20 protein-coding genes are annotated in these 23,235 nt (G+C 60.9%); 14 read left to right on the top strand and 6 right to left on the bottom strand.

Features of this window, described 5'->3' with window-relative positions; translation table 11 throughout:
• Positions 1–389: 389 nt before the first annotated feature.
• Positions 390–1,247, bottom strand: a complete 858-nt coding sequence (locus tag ABCS02_RS33545; RefSeq protein WP_345840060.1) for an ArdC-like ssDNA-binding domain-containing protein — start codon at positions 1,245–1,247, stop codon at positions 390–392.
• 1,956 nt (positions 1,248–3,203) lie between these two features.
• Here ABCS02_RS33545 and ABCS02_RS33540 point away from each other — a divergent pair.
• The 9 genes from ABCS02_RS33540 (at position 3,204) to ABCS02_RS33500 (ending at position 11,439) form a co-directional block, all read left to right on the top strand.
• Positions 3,204–4,079, top strand: coding sequence for a MurR/RpiR family transcriptional regulator (locus ABCS02_RS33540; RefSeq protein WP_345840059.1), 876 nt, complete (start codon positions 3,204–3,206; stop codon positions 4,077–4,079).
• A complete protein-coding gene (locus ABCS02_RS33535) occupies positions 3,994–5,484 on the top strand; it encodes a metallophosphoesterase (RefSeq protein WP_345840058.1) in 1,491 nt (496 codons plus the stop codon). Before ABCS02_RS33540 ends, ABCS02_RS33535 begins: the two co-directional genes overlap by 86 nt.
• On the top strand, positions 5,471–6,172 hold the full coding sequence (locus tag ABCS02_RS33530; RefSeq protein WP_345840057.1) for an ATP-binding cassette domain-containing protein: 702 nt from the start codon (positions 5,471–5,473) through the stop codon (positions 6,170–6,172). The genes ABCS02_RS33535 and ABCS02_RS33530 overlap by 14 nt, the downstream gene beginning before the upstream one ends.
• A complete protein-coding gene (locus tag ABCS02_RS33525) occupies positions 6,169–6,858 on the top strand; it encodes an ATP-binding cassette domain-containing protein (protein WP_345840056.1) in 690 nt (229 codons plus the stop codon). The genes ABCS02_RS33530 and ABCS02_RS33525 overlap by 4 nt, the downstream gene beginning before the upstream one ends.
• Before the next feature lie 34 nt (positions 6,859–6,892).
• Positions 6,893–8,170: a transporter substrate-binding protein gene (locus ABCS02_RS33520; RefSeq protein ID WP_345840055.1), complete on the top strand. Its 1,278-nt coding sequence runs from the start codon at positions 6,893–6,895 to the stop codon at positions 8,168–8,170.
• The gene (locus ABCS02_RS33515; RefSeq protein ID WP_345840054.1) at positions 8,170–9,018 is read left to right on the top strand and encodes a branched-chain amino acid ABC transporter permease; all 849 of its coding nucleotides are present in this window, start codon (positions 8,170–8,172) and stop codon (positions 9,016–9,018) included. Before ABCS02_RS33520 ends, ABCS02_RS33515 begins: the two co-directional genes overlap by 1 nt.
• Positions 9,015–10,091 (top strand): branched-chain amino acid ABC transporter permease, encoded by a 1,077-nt coding sequence (locus tag ABCS02_RS33510; RefSeq protein ID WP_345840053.1) that lies wholly within the window; start codon positions 9,015–9,017, stop codon positions 10,089–10,091. The genes ABCS02_RS33515 and ABCS02_RS33510 overlap by 4 nt, the downstream gene beginning before the upstream one ends.
• Positions 10,057–10,881: a YmdB family metallophosphoesterase gene (locus ABCS02_RS33505; protein WP_345840052.1), complete on the top strand. Its 825-nt coding sequence runs from the start codon at positions 10,057–10,059 to the stop codon at positions 10,879–10,881. The genes ABCS02_RS33510 and ABCS02_RS33505 overlap by 35 nt, the downstream gene beginning before the upstream one ends.
• Positions 10,882–11,019: 138 nt before the next feature.
• The gene (locus ABCS02_RS33500; RefSeq protein WP_345840065.1) at positions 11,020–11,439 is read left to right on the top strand and encodes a GNAT family N-acetyltransferase; all 420 of its coding nucleotides are present in this window, start codon (positions 11,020–11,022) and stop codon (positions 11,437–11,439) included.
• Between the two features lie 54 nt (positions 11,440–11,493).
• Here ABCS02_RS33500 and ABCS02_RS33495 read toward each other — a convergent pair whose 3' ends face one another.
• Complete coding sequence (locus ABCS02_RS33495; RefSeq protein WP_345840051.1) at positions 11,494–12,618, bottom strand: epoxide hydrolase family protein; 1,125 nt, start codon at positions 12,616–12,618, stop codon at positions 11,494–11,496.
• A 200-nt stretch (positions 12,619–12,818) separates the two neighbouring features.
• Here ABCS02_RS33495 and ABCS02_RS33490 point away from each other — a divergent pair, with 200 nt between their 5' ends.
• Both ABCS02_RS33490 and ABCS02_RS33485 read left to right on the top strand, forming a co-directional pair.
• Positions 12,819–15,836, top strand: coding sequence for an SIR2 family protein (locus tag ABCS02_RS33490; protein ID WP_345840050.1), 3,018 nt, complete (start codon positions 12,819–12,821; stop codon positions 15,834–15,836).
• A 71-nt stretch (positions 15,837–15,907) separates the two neighbouring features.
• Positions 15,908–16,945, top strand: coding sequence for a DUF4062 domain-containing protein (locus tag ABCS02_RS33485; RefSeq protein ID WP_345840049.1), 1,038 nt, complete (start codon positions 15,908–15,910; stop codon positions 16,943–16,945).
• Positions 16,946–17,173: 228 nt separating this feature from the next.
• Here the strand turns inward: ABCS02_RS33485 and ABCS02_RS33480 are convergent, their stop codons facing one another.
• A complete protein-coding gene (locus tag ABCS02_RS33480; protein WP_345840048.1) occupies positions 17,174–17,677 on the bottom strand; it encodes a VOC family protein in 504 nt (167 codons plus the stop codon).
• A gap of 688 nt (positions 17,678–18,365) precedes the next feature.
• Here ABCS02_RS33480 and ABCS02_RS33475 point away from each other — a divergent pair.
• Together ABCS02_RS33475 and ABCS02_RS33470 are read left to right on the top strand one after the other, a co-directional pair.
• Complete coding sequence (locus tag ABCS02_RS33475) at positions 18,366–20,024, top strand: N-6 DNA methylase (RefSeq protein WP_345840047.1); 1,659 nt, start codon at positions 18,366–18,368, stop codon at positions 20,022–20,024.
• On the top strand, positions 20,017–21,090 hold the full coding sequence (locus tag ABCS02_RS33470; protein WP_345840046.1) for a hypothetical protein: 1,074 nt from the start codon (positions 20,017–20,019) through the stop codon (positions 21,088–21,090). Before ABCS02_RS33475 ends, ABCS02_RS33470 begins: the two co-directional genes overlap by 8 nt.
• A gap of 77 nt (positions 21,091–21,167) precedes the next feature.
• On the opposite strand, the gene ABCS02_RS33465 is transcribed toward ABCS02_RS33470, so the two are convergent.
• Positions 21,168–21,371 carry a DUF1737 domain-containing protein gene (locus ABCS02_RS33465; protein WP_345840045.1) on the bottom strand — a complete coding sequence of 68 codons (204 nt, stop codon included), beginning with the start codon at positions 21,369–21,371 and terminating at the stop codon, positions 21,168–21,170.
• Between the two features lie 233 nt (positions 21,372–21,604).
• Here ABCS02_RS33465 and ABCS02_RS33460 point away from each other — a divergent pair, with 233 nt between their 5' ends.
• Entirely contained in the window at positions 21,605–22,069 is a 465-nt protein-coding gene (locus ABCS02_RS33460; RefSeq protein WP_345840044.1) for a hypothetical protein, read from the top strand.
• Between the two features lie 45 nt (positions 22,070–22,114).
• Here ABCS02_RS33460 and ABCS02_RS33455 read toward each other — a convergent pair whose 3' ends face one another.
• Entirely contained in the window at positions 22,115–22,315 is a 201-nt protein-coding gene (locus ABCS02_RS33455) for a hypothetical protein (RefSeq protein ID WP_345840043.1), read from the bottom strand.
• Positions 22,316–22,503: 188 nt separating this feature from the next.
• On the bottom strand, positions 22,504–23,229 hold the full coding sequence (locus tag ABCS02_RS33450) for a metalloregulator ArsR/SmtB family transcription factor (RefSeq protein WP_345840042.1): 726 nt from the start codon (positions 23,227–23,229) through the stop codon (positions 22,504–22,506).
• Positions 23,230–23,235 lie beyond the last annotated feature (6 nt).

The raw sequence follows: 23,235 nt of genomic DNA, 5'->3' as shown, positions 1-23,235 counted from the left end.
TTCGACACGGCTCATTCCTCAAAGATCGAGGAGAAGTGTCACCACCAAACAGCGCCGAAGTGTCACCGATGTCCTGAGGCAGATTCGTCACCCATGTCCTGAGACATAACAGCGCGCACACTCGAAGAGTGCCTACGTGCATTCGGTATTTTCCCTTTGGTCTGGTCGTCCTTCTTGCCTGCTCTCGTTCCTAGTCTTGTTCTCTCGTTGCTCTGCTTCCTTAGGTCTACTTCACTTCTTCTCGTCCCTTCGTCTCGGCCTCCTTCTTGTCGGGCCCTTCTCCGTGCTCAGCTTTTGCCGCCTCTTGCTCCGGCTAAGCTTCTCGCCGCTCCCGCGCGCAAGAGGACCCGACCCACGCAAATGGGTCGGGTCCTTTCGTTCGCTCGTGATTACTGGTCGAGCATCCCCACGATTTTGTGAACCGCCGCGAGGACGCGCGTAGCCGAGTCGCGAATCACGGTGATGTCCGCGTCACTCCATCCGGCGATATAGCCGATGCTGTACGCGCTGGTGTCGAAGCCGCACAGACCGGCGACCACATAGGCGACCGATTCGGCTTCGACTTCCATGCGTCCACGGTGCTGCCGGTACTCTTCGACGTTTTCGATGTGGTGGAGCTCGATATGCGCTGTCTCGTGAATCAGAGTCTTCGCGGACTGCTCGACGCTGACGCTTTCCGCGAGGACCACACGCAGCGTCTCCGGATCGGTGTAACCGCTGGCATGGGTCAGCGGTTCGCGGGTGATCCTCCATCCCCTGGACTCGAGGTTGTTGGTCAGCGGGGGGATGACGCCGTAGTCGTGGTCGCCAATGAGTTGCTGGGTGGGATCTAGCGCTAGCGGTTCGGCCCCTTCGATCGGGTCGGTCTGTGCGATGTCGAACACGGAAAGTGTCGGGAAGTATCGGATCAGGCGACTGTCGTCATCTGAGCTCTCATCCTCGCCGGTGGTCTCGGTCTGCCTCTCGCGGTATCCGAAGATCTTGATCGCTTTCTCGCCTTTGCGCACCTGCCGCCCCTTCGACTGCCACTGTCGGAAGCCGGCGACCATGCTCGCTTCCGGGTTCTGCGCGAGGATCAACAGGAGGTTATTAAGGCTGTAGTTATGGAAGGAGCGCGCGAACTCCAGGAATGCCCGCCACTGGCCGCTGTCGGCGAGCCGTTGGACCTGCTCCACTATCGACGCGTGAAGCGCCTCCGCGTGTGCCTGACGCTTCTCCACGTCTCGGGTAATGGTCGTATTTCCCATGATTTGCTGCTCCTTTGCCCACTCGTCTTTCTCGCCGTTCCGGCACGAAGATCAAGAACGGGCGGAGGCCGAGCAGTGACCGGCAGGAGCGGTTGCTAAGCGCAGGAGCGCAGCGACGGAGTCTGCAAATAGTGAGGGTCGGGAGCGGAGCAGCCGGAGGTCGTTACGATCGCAGGCCGGAGCGGGGAGAAGACACACATATTGCGCCGACGCTGTCGGCTCCACGCCAGAGCTTCATGCGAGTTCGACGACGGGCGGTGGCGCCGTCGAACCACCTCTCTGACGCTGAGGGTGCACCCACGATCGCTGGCAGGAACCAAAACGGCTCCGACGGGAGGACCTGCCCGATAGGCAGGATCGGGTCCGGTATCGGCCTAGTAGGCGGTCAACGTGGGGAAATGAGCTGCAATGAGTCTGACTCCACTCGCACGCGAGATCGTTTGTGTCACAGGTGTGGGTCAGGGGCCGTCGAGGAGGAGCCGTGCGGTCAGACGCCGCCACGCCATTGTGAGAAGGGCGACGAGACCGAGCCCGGCCATTACGATCCCACGATCAAGGTCCGACAATCCGAGGTGACGGCCAGCGCGGGATAGTACCGGCCGAGGTCCGGATAGCGGTGCCCCCGTTGAAGGCAGAGGCGGCGCTGGCTGCGGCGAGGGTGGTGCGCCCTACCAAAGTTGTTCGCATTCGAAGGACTTCAGCTTTGAAGTAGTGACCAATTCTCAATTCTCGCGGGCCGCGTCAGCCGATCTCATGCCAGATATGAGGGTCGGGGGCGTCGGAGATCGGCAGACTCAATCCTCGTGCGTCCGAAGGAGAGTTGATCTGAGCCGCCGTTGGCGGCGCTGTCCTTGCGGGTTTGTGTGTCTATCCGCCGCCCGATCGTAGCTCGTTCCCGGTGCTCCGTGCCGGGCTTTCGCGGCATATCCTCACTCGCTGCGCTCCCTCCGGTATTCCACGGTCCCGGCACTCCGCCCCTCCCACTCGCCACTGATCTCCCCGCCGGAAAGGCAAACAAAACGATCAACCAGGGGAGTGATAAGGATGCGGGTATTCGCCATCGACACGAGAAACATGGGTCCGGAACTGCAGGGCGGTTTGGTCGGAGTGGACGGCTCGACGAGCCCCTCAGCAGGCGAGAGGCAGGAGTGCATAGAGACAGTAAGTCGATACGCCCTTGACGGTTGGGCGATCGCGGCGGACCCTCGAACACCGATCGGCCGGCTAGCGGCGCTGACGGCCGAGACCGCATGTGTGCCGTTCGTGGCCTTCAACCGAGTGGTCCAGCGGGGCGGTCCGGTCGTCGGGCCGTCGAGGGCTGGGGCGCAGACTCGTGAATTGTCCTGACCGCGGAGCGCGAATCGGGCCCGTATTCGGGCCCGCATCAGGTGTGATAAGTCGCCGTCACGAAGGTCCGCACTGACTGCGGGTGCGTTCCCCTCCGCGTCGGCCGCCTTAGCCTTCGCCGGGGGATTTGCCGGGACGGCTCCAGCCCGAGCAACCGCTGCGCGAGCTTGTTCCCCTCACAGGTAGCGGTGCTAAGCGTCTACCGGTGGATGGTGAGGCCTCTGGCGATCACGACCGCCGTGTCCTATGGGGGAGTATTGCGGGAGCGGAAAGCGGTGGGCCAATTGCGTCGGACGATCTCGGCGGACGCCCACGCCTTGATGTTGGCGATCAGGATGCGCCGCTTAGCCTTCTCCTCGTCGGTCATCGTGCCGGACTTGGACTGCTGCCGCCGTAGGTGTGGAACCCGGCGCCTTTCGCGTCGTGGACGAATTGGCTGTGTCGTGAAGGCACGCAGTGTCGATCAGGGAGTCCCGAGGACCCGGCGGATTGCAGCGTGCTCCGTCTCCCAAGATGGAAGTTTCTTTTCTAACGACTCAACCTGGAGAGAAGTTTCCTTCCTGTTCATAGTTTCGGATGGGTGCGTTAAGGTGCTTCCACGAGTCTGGCGTGGTGGAAAACATTGCAGAGGACCTCGCTGAGTCTGCCGCCCCGCTGGCTCGTATTCGGGCCTTGTTGCCCTCGTTGCCACCCAGCGATCGGCGGGCCGCAGAGGTCATCTCTGCTCGGGGTGCGGAGGTGCTCGGTTCGTCCATTTCGGAGATCGCGCAAGCGGCTCGAGTTGCCGAATCGACTGTCATCCGAGCTTGCAAGCGTCTTGGCTTTACGGGGTTTCAGGATCTGAAACTTGCTATCGCACGCGACGTGCGACCTCAGCTGGAACTAGTTGCAGATGAAATCCGTGATGGTGATAGCGCGACCGAGATCGTGGCGAAAGTCTTTGCGGCGTCTTCTGATGTGTTGTCGGAGGCGGTTACCTCTGTGGATACGCCGACCCTCAGTCTTGTCGTTGATGCCATGGCGGTGGCCGACCGTGTGTTGTTTGTCGGACTCGGGCCGTCATCACCAATCGCTCAAGACGCTGCATACCGCTTTCGGAGCATCGGAGTTCGTGCTGACGCACCGATCGATTCGCTGACTCAGCATCAGGCCGCAGCTATGTTGCACTCGGGGGACGTGTGTGTGCTGATCAGCCACACTGGCGCGACGAGGGAAACACTTGAGATTGCCGCCACGGCAACCGACCGTGGTGCGGTCACGGTCGCGGTCACAAGCTATGGACGATCCCCCCTCACGAGGGCGGTCGAGTATCCCCTGATCGCCGGCGGACGGCAGCTCGGCTTCCGCGTTGAGGCTATGGCGAGCCGGTTAGCTCACCTATGCGTTCTGGACTCGATGTATGTCGCCCTTGCGATGCGCGATTCGGACCGCGCGATGGCCGCCCTGGACGCACACCACGCGGTCGCTTCCCATCATCAGCTTTGAGCCCCCAACCACCATCAGCTTTGAGCCCCCAATTGGAGATGTCATGACCTCAAAACCTCGGGTCCGCATTGTTACGACGAACGATCTGTTTGGGTCGTTCTTTCACCGCAGAACCTCCTACGGGGTCCAACCGGGGGCACGTTCCCTAGTGAATGCTGTCGATTCATTGCGCTCGGGAGCTGAAGCTTCGCTGTGGGTCGACGGGGGAGATTTCGCCCAAGGGGGGCCGTTGGCTCCCGCATCAGGTGGGACGTACGGTTTCGCCACCTTTCGCGAGTTGGGTATCGACGTGGCGACCATTGGAAACCACGAGTTCGACTGGGGCGAGGAGCACGCTCGCCGTTGGCTTGGCGAGGCAGGTGTGCCGATTGTCGTCGCAAACTACGACATCGGCCTGCCGTCCACGGTTCTGCTGGATGCAGGCGGGGTGGGCGTTGGCGTGATCGGTTTGACTCACCCCGCGCTGCAGCAATTCAACAGCACCCTGAGTGGCGATCAACTGGCGCCGGAAGTATTGGTGCCGGATCTTGCCCGATCATTGCGGACGAGTGGCGCCGACGTGATTGTGACTGTCATACATGACGGGGTTGATTGGACCACCACCGTCCAGGGACCGCTGCAGATCGACACGGGCCGTATCGAAGCGTTGGTGACATCGCTGCGGGGTCATACCGATGTTCTACTTGGTGGACATACGCTAGGTCGTTTCATCGGGACGCTCGCGGATGTGCCCTTTGTCCAGCCGTGGGCGTTCGGCGCCGAAGTTGGCGTCCTGGACTGGAACGCCGATGGTTCGTGGACAACGTTCGGTGTGATGTTGGAGGAGACCGATAATCCGTGGACTGGCCCGGGAGCTTCCGCCAACTGGGCACTATCGCATGAGGTCGTAGGGGAGATTTCGCAGCCGCTGGCGGTCCGTCCGTGGCATGACAACTCGCTGGCCGAGTCGATGGCTCGGGGGATCGCTGCAAATACCGGGGCAGACATTTCGCTGGTGTTCCCTCAGCAGCTGCAGACGATGCAGTCGCCGATCGATGGCACGTTTGCGTTTCTGCCCGCCGGGCAGGTGTCTGAGGCGGACATCCTCCGGGTAGTTCCGTTTATCACTGACCACGTGTGCCAGGACGTGTTCGTCTCGGAAATGACGCTGGGTGAACTGGAGGTTCTGCTGGAGTGCGCGTCAGGTGCACGCCCGGTTGAGGTGGATGTCGCCCTGAGCCCGAAGACATGGGGCGGACCAGCAGTGGCGCGGAACCGTCAGCGAACCGGGCAGACGATCTCGGTTGCCATGGCCAGCCTGTATAGCGAACGCGCCCTAGCTGAGTCGTGGATTGGTCGCACATTGAACTGGGACCCTACGGGCACAGACCTTCGCGCTGCGCTGCGGACCGATGTCGCCCGCTGACGTTGTTCTCTCCTGCGCGGACGTGTCAGTTCGATTCGGTAACAGAGCCGTATTGACAAGCGTGAGCTTCGCGGTGGAGCACGGGAGCGTCCACGCACTGATCGGTCCGAATGGTGCAGGAAAAACAACTCTGGCGAACGTCATCACTGGGCATGCGCGAGCTGAGAGCGGGACCGTGACATTGAACGGGATACGCCTGCACGGCGCTCCGTGGCGTCGAGCACGTCGCGGAGTGGGACGCAAGTTCCAGATGCCGCGTGTATTTCCTCGTGCGAGCGCGGAACAGAATCTGGTCGCGGCCGACGCGCGGGTCGCATGGGACGGAGTTGGGGCGGTCACATGGGCGCGGCAGCTGGGGCGGCGACCAGCGGAGACCCTATCGCATGGGATCCGGCAACAGCTGGAGTGGCACATGATTGTGGCCCGGCGGCCGCATCTGATTGTGTTGGACGAACCCACCTCGGGCCTGTCGGTGTCCGAGCGTGAGCTTCTCGCCGAACAGGTACTCTCCCATAACAGGGCAAGTCAGACCTCATTCCTGATCGTGGAACACGATCTGTCTTTTGTCTCAGCGGTGGCGGACCGTGTCTCGTACTTGGAGAGCGGCCGGCTGGTCACGACGGGCACGTTCCAGTCGGTGACACAGGATCCCCGAGTCCGCGAAACGTACCTTGGAGAGTACGCGTGAACGCCGCGGGTGGTCTGCACGGGTCAATTACAGTTTCACGCGGGCGAGCCAGCATCGTGCGCGACGTAGACATCACGCTGCCGCCAGGCCAGGCGTTGGGGGTGGTTGGCCACAACGGTGCGGGAAAGTCGACACTAATCGCCGGGATCTGCGGGCTTCTGCCTTCGACGGGGACATTGGAATTCGGTGACCAATCGCTCCTCGACATGCTGCCGTATCAGCGGGCGCGCGCCGGCATCGCTGTGGTACCGCAGGGCCGACGCCTGCACCCTCAGCTGACCGTACGAGAGAACCTCGACGCAGCTCGGATCGCTCCCGCGGGACCCGGGCCATCAATTGACATTGACGTCATCTTCCCAACATTGACGTCGTTGGCGAATTTGCGGGCCGGGTTGCTCTCCGGCGGCCAACAACAGCAGGTCGCTATTGCCCGGGCGATGCTACGCAGGCCAGCCGTGCTGCTTCTCGATGAACCGACGGAGGGACTGGCGCCGGTCGTCACGGACCTGCTGGTTGACAGCCTAACGAACGCCACCGAGCACGGCATTGCTCTGCTGATTGCCGAACAACGACTAGATGTCTTGCAACGCATCTGCCACACGGTGACTGTGCTGCGCTCGGGAAATGCCGTCGCAACAGGAGCAGCCGGCTCCACCCTCGTGCGCACGCTTGCGACCGAACTCTAAGCCAGATCAAGTATTTCAACCCAGGAAGACAATCATGCCCGAAAAGAACGAAGTCTCACGCCGCTCCCTACTCGGAATTGCAGGTGCTGGCGTGGCAGCTGCGAGTCTGACCAGCCTCCTAACCGCGTGCACACCACGCGCAGTTCCGGCACCGGCATCCAGCACATCTGGCGGCGAAAGTGGCACGATCAAGTTGGGTGTGCTGTTCTCACTATCCGGTGATTTGGCCATTGCTGAAACAGCAATGCACAACGGGACAATGCTCGCGATCGAGGAGATCAATGCCGCCGGAGGGATCCTAGGCCGCACGATCCAGCCCGTCGTGGCGGACTACGCCTCGGATTTCAAGCTCGTCGTAGAAAAGGCTCAATACCTAGTTGATCAAGGTGTTGCTGCCACGGTCGGCTGCTACTCCTCGGCGTCTCGCAAGGCTGTCTTGCCAGTCTTCGAAAAGGCCGACGCAGTGTTGGTATACCCCACGTTTTACGAAGGCCTGGAGTGTTCAACGAATGTGATCTACTCCTCCCTTGTCGCAAACCAGCACCTCACTGACGCCTCCGAATGGATGGTAGAGAACCTCGGCAAGCGCATCTACATGGTCGGCTCCGACTACGTGGGCCCGCAGACCTACAACGCCATCGTGTCGAAACTGACGCAGAAGAGAGGTGCGACGGTTGTCCAGAACCGTTTCTTCCCGCTCGGTCAGACCGAGTTCGGTGCCGCGATCAGTGATATCAAGGCCACCAAACCGGATGTTGTGTGGTGCACCCTGGTGGGCGACAGCGTGCCGGCGTTCTACAAGCAGATGCTCAACGCCGGTCTTAGCGGGCAGGTCATGCCAATCATGGCCGGGATTACGACCGAGCAGGAGCTAGCAGCGATCGATACCGACGCTGCGCTAGGACACTACTTCCCGAGCTCGTACTTCGCCACCATGACCGGCAATGGCAACAAGGCGTTCGTAAACCGCTATCAGGCGAAGTTCGGCTCAAACCAGCCCACGAACATGCCGGTCGAGGCCAGCTATACGTCTGTCTACTTGGTGAAGGCCGCCATCGAGAAGGCTCACACGGCCAACCCTAAGGCGATCTTGGCCGCATTCCCCGGTGTGACGGTGAATGCACCCGGCGAAGGGCAGGTGACTGTAACAGCGAATCACCACACCACCCATCCAATCTTCCTCGGGCGAGCGAATAAGGACCGGCTGTACGACGTGGTTGCAACGTTCAAGCCGCGCAAGCCGGACCCGTTCCCGGCAGACCTGGTGGGAGCGGAGAACGTTCCTATGTGCCCGCGTCGCGAAACAACCTGATGACTATCGTCGTTGATGCTCTAACCCAAGGCGCCAGCGCAGGTGCGATCTTGCTGTTGACATCGCTAGGGCTCACCGTGATCTACGGCGTGATGGGTGTGGTGAACCTTGCCCACGGTGAATTCGTCATGCTCGGCGCATACAGCTCGGTCCTTCTGACACCCATTGTTGGACCATGGCTAGCGATTGCGGCCGCCCCCGTGGCCGTCGGAGCCTTTGGTGCAATCCTGGATCGAATAGTGATCAAACATCTGTACCGCAATCCGGTGCGTTCAATGCTGGGCACATTCGCTCTCGCGTTGATTCTGCGGCAGCTGATTACGGTGATCGTTGGCCCTGGCCTGCAGTATTCGGCGCCGCCGATCGGGGGGAGCTTCCCCCTCCTGTTCGGCGCGGAGATCTCGACGTGGCGATTGCTGGTCACGGCAGCCGCGGTGACGGCGGCAGTCGCCGTTGGTTTGTGGCTCGCCCGGACAAAGCTGGGTCTCGGGATCCGGTTGACGGCGTCCGACCATGAAATGGCTCAGATGCTCGGGCTGAAGACGAATCGACTCAGCGCCGTGACGTTCTTGGTGGGCGCTGCCCTCGCTGGGTTCGCGGGTGCGCTGATCGCGCCACTGGCTTCGGTAAGTCCTGACATGGGCAACCAATATCTGGTCGACGCGTTTCTAATCGTTGTGTTGGCTGGGCTGGGGAATGTGCGCGGGGCGGTCGTGTGGTCTGTGATTGTGGGTGTCGCTACAGCGGCGATTGCTATCCCATTTGACAATGTCATCGCTCAGGTCGCCACTTGGGCGGCGGCGTTGGTGATTGTGTCGGTACGCACCCGGACGAGGGTACGAGTGTGAGCGCCCGTCTGGTTTTCCCACTCGCGTCGATCGTGGCTGTCGTCGGCGTGACAGTTTTGCTGCCGCTGATATTGCCGTCGTTCTCGATCACATTGTTGAGCATGTGGATTCCCTTTGTCCTGCTGGCGCTAGCGGTGGACATCATGTGGGGTGAGAACAGAATTGTCTCCTTCGGGCATGGCGTCTTCTTTGCACTCGGCGGGTACGTTGCCGGTGTCATCCTGCGTGGCCATACGCAAGATTCGAGTTCCGCGAATTTGGCGTTGCTCAATGGTGGTGCCGATGGGTCTGACCCAGTCCATGCGATGTTGGGAACGCTGGCGGATGTTCGTATTGGCGGGCTGTCGGTCGCTCCACTGATCGCACCCCTGGTGCTGTGCGGTTTGTTGGGATGGCTTATCGGTGTGAGTATCTTCCGTCTGAACGACCCCGAGTTGTACGCCCCGCTGGTCACGCTGGGTGTCGGGGTTATAGCCACAGCTGCCTTCTTACGTGTTCCTTTGTTCGGGGGGAGCAACGGGCTCTCGGGGATCCCATCGCTGGTGTCGTCGGGTGGCGTTGTATCCACCTACGCGATCAACGCGGCCCTAGTGACCGTGCTCTTCGTCGGGTATTGGATCTTCCGAAGGCGGCGCTCCGGTTTGCTTTGGCGTGCGAGCGGTGATGATCCGCTGCGTTTGGAGGCTCTGGGCTTCCGTGTAGCAGGTCGTCGCGCGCTAGGGTTCGGCGTTTCGGCAGCGCTCGCGGGATTGGCGGGCGCGTTGTATGCGAGCGCAGCCGGATATGTGTCTGCGGATCTGGCCGCGGTGGGCTTTTCGGTCCAGGCGTTGGTATGGGTGGCCGTTGGCGGACCTGGGAAGCTCTTCGGTCCCATTCTGGGAGTGCTGCTGTTGCAGTCTGGGCAGCAAGCACTGAGTCAACAGTTGGCGGGCGTGTGGCCACTGGTGTTGGGCGGGTTGCTGCTTGTGCTGGTCCTTGCAGCCCCAACCGGTGTAAGCGGGTTGGTGGGGGATCTTGCCACCCGGGTAGCGGAAAGGAATGAAGCGCGTGGTGCGTATTCTCGCAATCGGTGACGTTGTCGGCGAGGAAGCAGCGCAGTGGCTGGCTTGCCGGCTTCCACAGCTTCGGCGCGCGGAGCTTCTGGATTGGGTGATCGTGAATGCTGAGAACTGCACAGTCACCGGTCCCTCGCCAATGAACGGGTTTGGACTGAGCGAATCTGTGGTGTTGTCACTGTTGGCGGCTGGCGCTGATGTGGTCACGGGGGGCAATCATTCCTGGGATGGTCCAGACGTTGCCGCCGCTTTGGCCCTATCGCGGGTGGTGCGGCCGTGGAATGTGTCAAGCTCGCTGGGTCGAGGCTATGTGACGGTGGAAAGGGACGGAGTCCGGCTCACGGTGGTGAACCTACTGAGTCCAACCGCCCAGTTGCCGGACATGAAAGCTCCTATGCCAGAGCCGATTTGGGATGCCTGGATGCGTCTTCGGAGCGAGCTGCCGAAGTCGGAGATCGTAGTTGTCGACCTTCATGGTGAGTCGCCGTGGGAGAAGGCATCATTCGCGACCGCCGTGGACGGGGAAGTGACCGCTGTCGTCGGTACCCATACTCACGATCCGAGCTTGAGAGGACATCTGCTTCCTCAAGGCACAGCATACGTTTCAGAGCTAGGGATGACGGGGCGGCTAGGCTTCACCGGCGGAGGTTTTGATCCCGCCCATTTTGCGGCGGACATGCGGGGAGAAGAATTGCACGATTTGGCGCCGTTTGCGTTAGCGACGGGTGAGATGACAGTCGGCGCAATGCTCATCGAGGTCGGCGCTGATGGTCGAGCTGTCGCGGTGGAGCGCCTCCAGATACCGTGACGGGGCTCAGGTGCGTCCTAACTCTTGAGGGTGCGGTGCCCCTTGGTGCGGGGAGGTGATACTGAAGTGGTGATGCACGCTTCGGGGGGTTGCCGGGTTCGAGCGGCGGTTCCATCGGATGCGTCCGCGTTGGCGGGTGTGCTGAACCGGATTATCACCGAAGGTGGGAAGACTGCAATTGAGAGTGAGCTAACCCCGGATGATTTCCTGGAGTGGTTCCTCGGTCCAAAATATGCGCTCGGGTGTTTCGTAGCAGAGGACGATCTCGGGGCTGTCGGCTTTCAGGTTTACGAGCGGTATCACGCAGATCTGCCTGCTGGCTGGGCAGACATCGGAACGTTTATCGAGAGCGCCCGGCGGGGAGGGGGAGTGGGGCGAGCGCTGTTTGCAGCGACCCGCTCAGACATGAGGCGAACGGGCACGGTAGCGTTGCGTGCTGTGATCCGTCATAGCAATCAGGGAGCGATCGCCTTCTATCGGGGGTTAGGGTTCGCCGAGACGTTTCTGTGGCAGGCCGATCCGGAGCAGCCCAACGTCATATTGGCTTTTGCTCGGTAACGTAGAGGTCAGCCAACACGCTTCATCTGGTCGTCTGAGTGTGCCGACTCCGGGTCAGTCGAGCCCGTTGGCGAACTGTCGAATATGTGCCGCCAGAAGGTCTGGAACTTCGAGAGCAGCGAAGTGACCCCCCTTGGGAAGATCGACCGTGTCGACCAGGTTGTACATGCGTTTCGCCCACACGTCCGGCGGTCGCTCGAGGTACGTGCCCAGGCGAGGGCTGTGGGCAATGGCGGTGGGAACCCGAATACGGCTTGCCGGCGGTAACCGGGTTGAACCGGCGGCCGCGTTGTCGAGGTAGTCAAGTATGGAGGTTTCGATCGAGCCAGTCATCCACATGAAGGTCAGCAGCTCCGCAAGCGGTGTTCGACCGACTCGATCGAAGGCATCTACTCCAAGAGCTGGGTCAGTCCAACGGTCCCAGCGGTCGAGTACCCATGCCGCCAGGCCCGCCGGGGAGTCCATGAGCGCTGGCGAGAGGGCCCCCGGCCGAGTGGACTGGATTGTCTTATAGCCAGATTCGTGTTTCCACCATTGGTCTGCTGCGGCGAGATAGTCGGCTTCGGTATCCGTCAGCAGATCGGAATCGGCTGGAGACGGTGAGAGCTCCAGGTTGGAGAGGTGGAGTCCGCGGACATGCTCGGGCGCGTCAAGTGCCATCCAGGTTGCGACAGCGGAGCCGAAGTCGGTGCCGTGGGCGATCACACTGGGGTAGCCGAGGACGGTGAGGGCCTCCACAAGTGCTCCAGCGGTGTCCCGCGTGGTCCATAGGCGGGCAGGGCGGGTGGAGAGCCCGTGGCCGGGCAGCGACGCGGTGAGGACGGGACGGTCAAGTGCCAGCAGGGGCGCGATTCGCTCAAATTCAAGAAAGCTGCTTAGCCATCCGTGGAGAAGTAAAATGGGGACCCGTTGACTGGTTTCCGCTCGCAGCGTGAAGTGGAGTGTGCAGTGCTCCGTGCGGACGGTGAGGTGCCGGATTTGGTTGATCCGGTTTTGGCTACGTTCCCAGCGGAATTCTGTGGCCCACCACTGGCAGAACTCGCGCAGGCGACTGGGCTTTGGCCCGGGAATGTCCGGGCGATGTGGCACCGGCAGCCGTGTGTGGTGCAGACGCGATTTGAGGTCGTTGATCCCCGCCGGGTCAAATGCGATGCGCAAAGACGCGGCTGCGCTGGTCATGGGAGGTGCTCCGATCGGCGAGGCGGGTCACGTGGGCGAACTCTTTGTGACAGTACTCGGGCCGGGGACTGGCGTGGGGAAACGCGGGCGCTTGAGGAGAGTGCACCCCTTTTGGGGGCGCGGGTGAGAGCGCGGCTCTGAGAGGGTGAACACCAAACAATTTCAGGTGTCGCGTCTTCGATGCTGCCTGGGGTGGGGGAATGGTGGAACAACGGCTTCGCAATGCCGCTGACAGCGGTTCGATCGTGTTGGTGGTGGGAACCGGGGTGAGCGCTGCCTTGACGGGGGGTGCGCCGACCGCGACTTGGCATGGGCTTCTGCAGGCGGGTTTGATGGCGTTGGAGCCGCACACCGTGCCGGCGACGCTGGACTACATTCGCAATGCGATCGATTACGGCTTCGGCAATGATGATCTCACGGCTGTGCTGCAGGCGGCGGATCGGATGCGGCAAGCGTTTGAGGAGGTAGGCAACTATGCCTTCACCAAATGGCTTCAAGAGCATGTCGGCGGGCTGAGGGTCGCGCAGCAACCGTTGCTTGAGGCCCTGACATCTCTACCCTTTCCGATTCTGACAACGAACTACGACACCTTGCTGGAGGGTCATGATCGTGCGTCGGCGGACTGGACTGATTCTTCCCAGATGCAGGCGGTGCTTGCTGGGAATTCGAACGCGATCGGTCACTTGCATGGAATATGGAGGCGCCCGGAATCGGTGGTCTTGACGAGTTCTGACTACACGCGGCTGTTGGAAAGTTCCAGCGCACAAGACTTGCAACGGGCGGCGTCCACCCTGAAAACTCTGGTCTACGTTGGGTTCGGATCGGGACTGGCTGACCCGAATTTCGGGCGCCTGATTCAGTGGCACCGGGAAACGTTCATCCCCTCCTCGGTGCAGCATTTCCGGCTGTGCCTGAATCGGGAGCTGGCAGAACTTGAGCGCGAACACGCGAACGACCAGATCATCCCCGTCGGGTACGGGGATGATTATGCGAAGTTGGCCGGATTCCTTGAGTCCTTGAAGCCGGCTTCGGGAACGATATCGATCTCGCCCTCGGGTATCGCCAGGGACGTGGTATCGGAGCTGCAGCTGGATTTTGAGAATGAGCTGACCACGGACGCAATCCTTGCCGAGGCGTTGGACGTCGTCGGAGCCTGCGCCTTGGCGGATGTCGTACGACCGCCCGTACTGCTGCCTGTTCCGCACGCAGATTTTGTTCGGGCGCAACGTCGGCAGACTGATGGCGGTGAAGTTGCCCGTTTGGATGCATTCGAGGTTGCGCGCTCGGCTGAGGTTGTCCTCGTGGCCGCTGATGAGAGTTCGGGTCTGACGACTGCGGTGAAATGGCTTGCGCTGGAATCGGCAACCTATCTCGGCGGCGCGGCACCGCTTTATGTGTCGTTTCGGAGGCTGGGGCGCGGACACAATCCGCTCAAGCGGCTCGTGGAAACGGAAGCACGATCGCATGGGCTTCTCCCGGATCGGGGTAGTCAGATTCCGCCGCATGTGTTGGCGATCGACGATTTCTCCCCGTATGTGGAGCACATCTCCGATCGCGCGATTCAGGACATTGCGGCCAGTGATGCGATTGTCAAAATCATTGGGTGCAAGGTGGGTGCCGAGGATCTGATTCTGGAGAAGTTGCAGCGTTTAGGTGTTGATGGACGCGTACACTACTTGGGGCGTCTAACTGCGGCGGATATCCGCGCGTACGCACAGCTTGCGTCACCGGTGGAGCATGAGCAGCTTGCGGAGCGCGTGTTGAACGTGCTTCAGACCGACAATCTCCCCCGGACGCCAAACACCGTTGCGCTTCTGATCGCGGTTTTGTTGCGCGGTGGTGCGCTCGGCGCGAGTAAGTCGCAAACGTCAATCTTGGACGACTATGTGGCGATGTTGCTGGGGCGGGGTGACCCGCATGAGGATGCGCGGCTGGGCCTGGATAAGAGTTCCCGGGAGGCACTTCTTGCTGGCTTGTCGAAGGCGCTAGTTGTACGCAAGACGGGGGGTCTGACCGAGGAGGAAACGGTTGCTGCCTTCCGGGCAATTCTTGAGCGGTTGGATTGGAATGAGTCGGCCCTTGATCTGGTGCGAAGCCTGATCGATCGGAAGATCCTGCGCAAGGACGGCCAGCATGTGGTGTTTGCGCGCAGCAGTTACCTTCACCTCTTCGCCGCCAAACGGGCAGCACAAGATCAGGAGTTTTTGGCGCACCTGCTCCAAGATCCGGTGTTCTTCTCGCCCATCCTGATGGACTACGCGGCGATCAAGCGCCACGACGCCCTCCTGGTGAGTCGTCTGAACGAGCTGCTCGCACGCGATGAATGGGCTACATCCGCGAACCCGGTGTTCGAGCTTGTCCCCTCGGAAGATGCTCCAAAGGTTACTTTGAGCGAGACGAAACCATCGCGTCATGAGTCCGGCGCGACGGCAGCAGGCGAGCTGGAAGTGTTCGACGCGTTCAGCGACACTGACGAGCCCCCCTTCCCGCTCACTGAGGAGGAAGAGCTCCCTCGCGGGGTGCTCTTAATGCGCACGCTCGAGTTGGTGTCGAGCGCCCTTCGCGATTCTGACCAGATCGAGGACATCAACCTCAAACAGCATGTGCTGGAGAATGTCCTTCTTCACTGGGGGCGGCTCATGGGTACGGTCAGCTCTGATTACGGGTTCCGGGATTTCATCGCGAACCTCGTTGATGAAATGGATGCCCCGGATACTGCCGCGTCCGATGAGGATCGTGAAGAACGCATCGATGTTTTGGTCCGTGTGTTCCCGGCCGCGATCTCCCTGGGTGGGGTGTTGCACACCCTCGCCTCCCGCAAGCTCAGCAGGGCGCTGGAACGGCTCGTTCCCGCTGTGGTGGAGCTGGATGATGATGAGCTAACAGTTGCGACGGCATTTATGATCTTCGCGCTCCGCGATGAGGGCTGGGTGCAGGCGTTGAACACTCTGTTGGCCAGGACGGGGAACATCTGGGTTATCCGGAACTTCCTTCTGCAGCAACTGCGGTCCGTTTACGTAGGGGATGAGGGAGCCGAGCGGGTTGGCGACGAGGAATTGCTGAGCTTGTGTGTGACGATCATCCAGAAGGCCCACTCGTATGGAGATGCTGAGCATCGCAATGCCGATTACAGTCGGATTCGTAGTCAGCTAATGAGTCGCAGGTTGGAGGAGCTGCTGAGCCGGCGCTCGCAAGGCGGAACGATCGAGATCGCGTAGCCGTCGGTGATCCTTGATTTTCGCCGACGGAGTTCGGTGTGGCCTGAGCGACTGGAGCCAGAAGCGTGAATGTGGATACTCGATACCAAGTCTTCGTCAGCTCCACCTATACCGACTTGATCGATGAGCGCCGTGAAGTGATGCAGGCACTTCTGGAGCTTGACTGTATTCCTGCCGGGATGGAGCTCTTCCCGTCAGCGAACGAGGATCAGTGGACACTGATCCAGGAAGTCATAGATCAGAGCGACTATTACTTGGTCATTGTTGGCGGCCGTTACGGTACGGTCAGCGCTGAGGGCTTGAGTTACACGGAGAAGGAATACGATTACGCGGTCGCACAGAAGATCCCCGTGCTGGGTTTTGTCCACGCGGATCCCGATGCGATTGTTGTGGGCAAATCCGAGCTGGACGTTGAGCTGCGCGAACGATTGATGGAGTTCCGCAAGAAGGTTCAACAGCGGATGGTGAAGCATTACCGCGGAGCAGAAGATCTCGGGTCTGTGGTTTCGCGCGCCCTGACTCGAGCAATCAAACGCAATCCACGACCGGGGTGGGTTCGGGGTGATCAGGCCATGACCGATTCGGTTCGGGCAGAGATCGCAGAGTTGCGCGCCAGCCTTGCGGAGGCCCGGCAGGCTCAGGATCGCGCAAAGCTTGATGCAGACATAACTGCGATCGATGTCAGCTTTGAGCACGGTGATGACGAGCTGACCCTCACGTTTGTGATTACCAGCGGGTTCAACTTCCGGCAGGACGTCGATCTTGAGTACACCTGGGACGAACTGATCGAGGTGCTCGGCCCCTTCATGATTCATGAGGCGCCGGAAGGGCAATTGCGCAAGATCGTTGAAGACCGCGCGTGGACTGAGCTGATCGGGATGGGCCAGAACTGGGAAGAACTACCCTATCCGAAGACCCACATCAGTGATGAGTCCTGGGGGCGATTGGTTGTTCAACTCAGGGCTTTGGGCATGATCACGGCCGGGACAAAAAAGCGCACTGTCTCCGATCGGGAAGTTTATTGGGGTCTGACCGCGGCCGGAGATGCCTACCTGGTACGGCTGCTGGCCACCAAGCGAGCCCCCCAATCAGCTGGCGACGAGTCTTAGTGGCCCGTCACTCGCACCTGCCAGTTCACAGCTTGAACTTGACCTATCGTCAAGCGGCGTCGCGACCGTGAGGAAGGGACGGAGTTGATGGAGGCAGTCGTCGTCGACATGCGCTTCCTGATCACCTCGCTCTGTTGTGGCAAGACGTTTCGTCGAGGTTAAGCGGAGCCGCCGTTTCGCGCTCTCAGGCGAAACGGCGTCCTTTCCGGTTGTTTTCTCGTCTGTGCGTTAGTTGTTCCGTTCGCGGTCTGAGCTGCCGGCCTCGTCCGACGTAAGAAGGATGACGTTTCCGTCGGGGTCTTCGACCATGGCGGCGTATGGCCCGATCGTTTTGGTGGGGGACATCCTTCCGACGTATCCGGCTCCGGTGAGGGTCGCCCATTGTTCGTCAACGGCCGAATCGATACCGACGTAGAACTCGAGCATCTGTTGATAGCCCTCGCCAGTGGGGCGACTCCACGCGGGATCGTATTGCGCGGCGAAAGAGCTGATAAGTAGGAGGCTGACACCGCTTCCCATCCGGTGGACGACCGCCGGCGGGGTGGGCATGGTTTCTGGGATGTTGAGGCCGAGCCGCCTGTAGAAGGCGAGCGTAGCTGCCATGTCTTTGACCTCGAGGATCACCATGCTGAGCTGTATCTCCATCGTTTGATTTTGCCGGTGTCCACCGACATTCGTCAGAACAGTAGACAGGTCAGGGCGCCAGGGCGGCTCGTGCAGCATGATGGTCATCGGGGTTGGGTGGGGATCGCTGCATGGGAGGGGAGTAGGTGTGGCGGGTGATTGGCGTGCCCGGTGGGTTCGGGCGGTGGGTCGGATGTATCGGTCATGGGCGCGGAAGCGGAGGCTGTCCGATAGTGTTCGCGTTCATCGGTGGGCGATGGCTCTGATCCGCCGGCAGCGTTACTGCGTCGTGGTGACTCAGGGTGCGGAAGGGCCATCTACGCGCATCGTTGAGGTGTTTCGCCCCGCGGTGGATGGAAGCATTTGTTTTGCTACAGACCCGAATAGCCGTAAGGCCGGCGAGCTAATTAGCACTGGGCGGTGTGTGTTGGTGTATGTCGATAACCGGCGCCGCGCGTACGTGAGTGTCGAGTGTGACGTCGTGGTCGAGCTCGATCTGGGCGCGCAAAGTCCATTCAAGCCGTTTTGGTCGGCGTTTTGGCCAGGCGGGCCAGGCGAGGATTACGCGATGGTTCGCTGCGCTCCGACTGCACTTGAGGTCTGGGCTGGTTTGGCTGTCATCGCACCGGATCCGTTCGGTCGGCGCAGTTTCCGACTAGAACGGCACGAGGGCGGATGGACGACACCATCTTTCCCAAGGGAACCCGTGGTGTAGGTATCCGTCAACTCGGAAGGATGGGCATTCGCGCGCCTGTGTCGGAGCGTCGGTCCGATAGGCAAGAATTGAGATGTGCCCGTGTCCATCCTGCATCCCGCTGATACGCGCGAGGTGCGGAAAGCTCGCGGAGCGTTCTTTACGCCCCCGCCGATCGTTCGTTTCATAGCTGACTGGGCGTTGCGTGAGCCGTCTGATTCGGTTTTTGAGCCCTCCGCGGGAGACGCTGAGTTTCTCGTTGATGCTGTCCGACGATTGTGTGAGCTCTCCGGCGACGCCGACTTTTCGCCTGCGGTGCATGGCGTTGAGATCCATGAGCACAGTGCGGAGGTCGGTCGGCGACGAATTCGCGAGGCTGGTGGCACACCTCATCTTGAGGTGAACGACTTCTTCCGGCTGTCGCCGGCGCATCAGTTCACGGCCGCTATTGGGAACCCGCCGTATGTCCGTTACCAGGACTGGACGGGCGAGGCGCGAGCACGTTCACGCGAAGCGGCCCTGCGGTCCGGCGTTGCTCTGAGCGGACTGGCCTCGAGCTGGGCGGCGTTCGTCGTGCAGAGCGCCGCGCTACTGATGGACGGCGGGCGATTGGGCTTGGTCCTGCCGGCTGAGCTAATGTCCGTGAACTATGCAGGGCCGGTGCGTCGTTTCCTGTTTGATCATTTCCGCGCCCTGCAAATCGTACTGTTTGAAGAGCAGGTGTTCCCTGAGGCTGAAGCTGATGTGCTTGTGCTTCTCGCGGACGGTTACAACCAAGGACCGACAGATCGAGCCACGATACATCACGCGCGCAACGCCTCGGACTTGCCAGATCTCGGCGTTGGGAAGACCTGGGTGCCCAACGATCCGGCCGATAAGTGGACGGGCGCGGGCCTGGTCTCTGATGAAGCGGTTGCGCCTCTGCTTCGACTGAAGTCGGAGGAGCACTTCACGGATCTAGAGGCGTGGGGCGATACCACGCTTGGAATCGTGACGGGCAATAACAGCTACTTCGCACTGTCACCGCAACGAGTCAAACAGTTGGGGCTTCGTCGCAAGGAGCTACTTCGGCTCTCACCGCCTGGAAGCGCCCACCTGCGCGGGCTCGTCTTGTCTTCGGATATGCTGACCCGGCTTGGCCGCAAAGGGAAGTCGACATGGCTGTTCTCCCCATCAGGTCAGCTCTCGGTCGAGGCAAAGTCGTACATCGACGCCGGCCATATGGCTGGCGTGGACGGGGCCTACAAGTGCCGAGTGCGGAAGGTGTGGTATCAGGTTCCCCTTGTGGCCCCGGCTGATCTCCTCCTGACGTGCATGAACGCTGACACGCCTCGTTTGACAACAAATCTGGCTGACGCGTACCACCTGAATTCGATACACGGTGTGTATCTGGGGGAATCGCAACGCGAACTGGGCCGCGAGCTCCTCCCGTTAGCGTCCCTTAATTCCATGACACTTTTGAACGCCGAAATGGTTGGCCGGGCATACGGCGGGGGATTGCTGAAGCTCGAACCGAGAGAAGCCGACCGGTGGGCCATGCCGACGCCGAGGCTCGTGCGCGAGCGGACAGCCGCGCTTCGTCAGATACGCGATCGCGTCGCCCGCAAACTGCAGGCAGGCCAGCTTCTTGCCGCCGTCGAACTCGTAGATCAAGCGTTACTGGTCGAAGCTGACCTGGTGACCGCGCGTGAACTGTCGCAGATCAGGGCCGCACATCACGAGTTGACGCGGCGACGAATGGTGAGGGCAAAGAGTGGCTGAGCCATCAACTAAAGACAATGCATGGGTCATCTTCGATCGGATCATCTCCGATGCTGCCCCGAGCGGTCAATACACGAATCCGTGGGTAGTAGACAATGCCGGGCGGCGATACGAGCCAGACATCCCCACGCTTGAGCTTCTCCTGGGTGTGCCGCTTTACTTGCGCGCCACGGTGCGATCGGGCGTGCGAGCGCTCGCCCTCGACGTGTGGCTTGCCTATGAGCTGCGTCGGGCAGGATTTGACCCCAACGCGGTGTGGCCGCGGGCGGAACACCCTCGAATCCTGCCTGTTCCCGTCAGCAACCTTCTCGACGCCCTTCCCAAGCCCGAGAGGGCCAGGCTGTTGGCGCGGCTGACTCGTAAGAGCGCTATTGCGGGAGTTACTTCCTCCAGCGCTTCTATCCTGGGGAAGAATTACCTCAAGCAGGTTGATGTGATCATGACCGACTGGGCAACGGGCCCTGAGGTCCTGATCTCGACAAAGCGGATGGACTCGTCTTACGGCAAGAACGCCCCCAACCGGGTCGAGGAGTCGTACGGAGATGCCAAGAATCTGAGGCTGCGCCATCCGATGGCTGCGCTCGGATTCCTTATTGCGCTTCGCTCCGACATTCTTACTAAGGAGCCGCTTGTCTTTGATTGGCTTAGTGATCTGGTCGGAAAGCTCGGGCGCGAAGACGACGCGTATCACGCGACGTGTCTTGTCCTGATGGACTATGGGGACGATCTCGCTTTAGCCGAGGAGGAAGGCGACGACGAGGAACCAGAGGATCCCTTGGCGGATGCCGGCGTCGAGATCGAACACGACGACTACGACCTAGAGCCGGTCCCGAGAAGCGATGTTGAGCTGGCCGTCGCGGCGCTGCCTGCCGTGGCTGTCCGAGATGAGCTCGTGGAATCCCCCTTACGTCGGGGCGTGTTCCTGGCCAGTCTTGTCGAGCGAACTTTGGATGCGACTCCGGTAAATCTGCATCGAGAGGCCCGCTCGAGGAGAAAGAACCCGCGACTCATTTCTGGGCTTGCCAACGTTTCAGATCACGCGCCGGTCGATGGCGCTGCCGAGTAGCTGGCGGCATCTCCCGCGAGGTGGCTGCACGCCTAAGCTATAGCTGTTCTCGCGACTGTAGCGGTGGAGCCGTCAATTCAGGCGCGTGACGGGGTCGGCCCGCTCTTGGTCCAGACGACCGCCTGCGCCACGTATCCGCGTGTCCCGTTCCAGGTGAGCGCTGGGTTACCGTGAAGCTCATAACCGAGTTCGAGGGCTTCACTGACGCGCTCGCAGAATGCCGAGTCGTCGATGCCGGTGAGGAGCCGGTACTTGGGCAGGTTTCGCTGCGTGCTTCCCATGTGCGAATTCTCCCACAGCGCCTAAGCGGGCCATCCAACTCAAGGTCAGCTGCCCACACTGTTCTGCTCGGTGTGAAGCGTATGACGGGGACGTTGGCTAGTGGCGTGGGGCCGGGGCTCGTCTATGGGCAGTGTTCGGCGGTCGAAAGGCCAGTCGCGCATCTAATCCCAACGCGCAATGAGAGTCCTTCGAGTGCCAGCGTTTGGAGTCAGGGGTCGAATGCCCTCCGAACGTGAAGGGCGAACTGCAAATTCAGGGCCCGAGCGTGATGATGGGCTACCACAACAACGATATTGCAACAGCTGAATCGAGGACCGCTGACGGCTGGCTGCGAACAGGCGACATCGCCGTTGACGACGGTTTCAGCCACTTTCGAATCGTGGACCGCCTGAAAGACATGATTATTGCTGCGGGCTACAACATCTATCCCGCCGAGATCGAAAGAGTCCTCGTCGCACACGAATCTGTCTCTATTGTGGCCGTCGGTCGTGTCACGGATCCAATTAGAGGTGAAGTGGCACGCGCATATGTCGTCCTGGCAACGGGTGCCGTCGCTGACGCGGATGGGCTCCTGGAATTCGCTCGATCCCATCTAGCGGCCTACAAGGAACCGCGGGCAATTCACTTCATGTCGGAACTGCCAACGACTTCGAGCGGGAGGATCATTCGTCGGCTTCTAGCCCCACCAGCGCCGTAGCACCAGCAGCCAGACATTGCTGGTGGGCAGGTATGTTGTTGGAGGTTAGCGGAGCAGCGGGAGCACGAGGGCAAGCAACACGAGGAGAGCCCAGGATCCCCAGGCGATGGCACCACGTACTGGTCCGGGTATGCACAGCTCGACGTTGTTGGAGTCCGGATAGATCGGAAAGACGATGCGCGGGTCTTCTGCGGTGATTTCCTGGAACGCGTCGCTAGCGCGGTTGCCGTCGTCGGTTGGGCCCATTTGACCTCCTCGTGCCCAGTGACCGCGACTATTACAGTCGGTGCTTTCGCGACACTGTAAATGAGTACGCTAGCGCGAGACAAGGTCCCACCACTCTTCCGTCAGTCTTTCGCTCATTCGCAATTGGATGGTTGGCGATCGGCCCACGGCAGGTGCATTGGTCGGCTGGTGAATGTGGAGCTCAGCCCTTATCGAGTGATTCCGAGCGTCGAGATCTCGAAGAGCTCCTCGAGTCTTGCCTCGCCGAGTTCCGTGATTCGGATTGCCCGCGTGGAGGTGGACGTTTTGATCCATTTGCGGGCGTGGAATTCGGTGAAGAGCGCTCGTCCTAATGGGCCGTTGGTATGCGGTCGCCTTTCGGTCCAATCGATGCAGCATCGTACGGGCATGTTTTCGCGTAACCGCACGTCGACGTTCGTGAGAAACTGTGCGCCGCGCCTGGTGAGCGTCATCGCCTCGATGCTGTCGCCATCCCCGTTGACGGTGGTGGGCACTTCGAGGTGGCCCCGCGCGACCATAGTCTCTGTGATACCGACGGCAAGCCGGCCGCCGAGGTGGCTGTAGCAGCGTCGCGCATTTCGCAATGCATCAGCTTGTATGTCATCGGTGAGCGAAGTGATCCTGGTGGTCGGGGCTAGTCGAGCGATGCGTTCGATGAGTTCGGCGATTTCTGGGTTGGCGAGCGTGTAGTAGCGATGGCGACCGTGGATCCTAACGGTCAGGAACCCCCCATCGGTGAGCTTGGCTAGGTGCGCGCTCATTGTCGAGGGTGCGACGCCGGCTTCTGTGGCGAGGGTTGTCGCTGGCAGATGTCTTCCATCCATGAGGGCGACGAGGGCCCTAGCGCGAGCGGGTTCGCTGAAGAGCCTTCCGATGACACTCAGATCCGGTTCCCCACCCTTTCGGCTTTCCATAAGCCT

The sequence above is a fragment of the Microbacterium sp. X-17 genome, from assembly GCF_039615055.1.
This window is presented reverse-complemented; position numbering and strand designations above follow the sequence as displayed.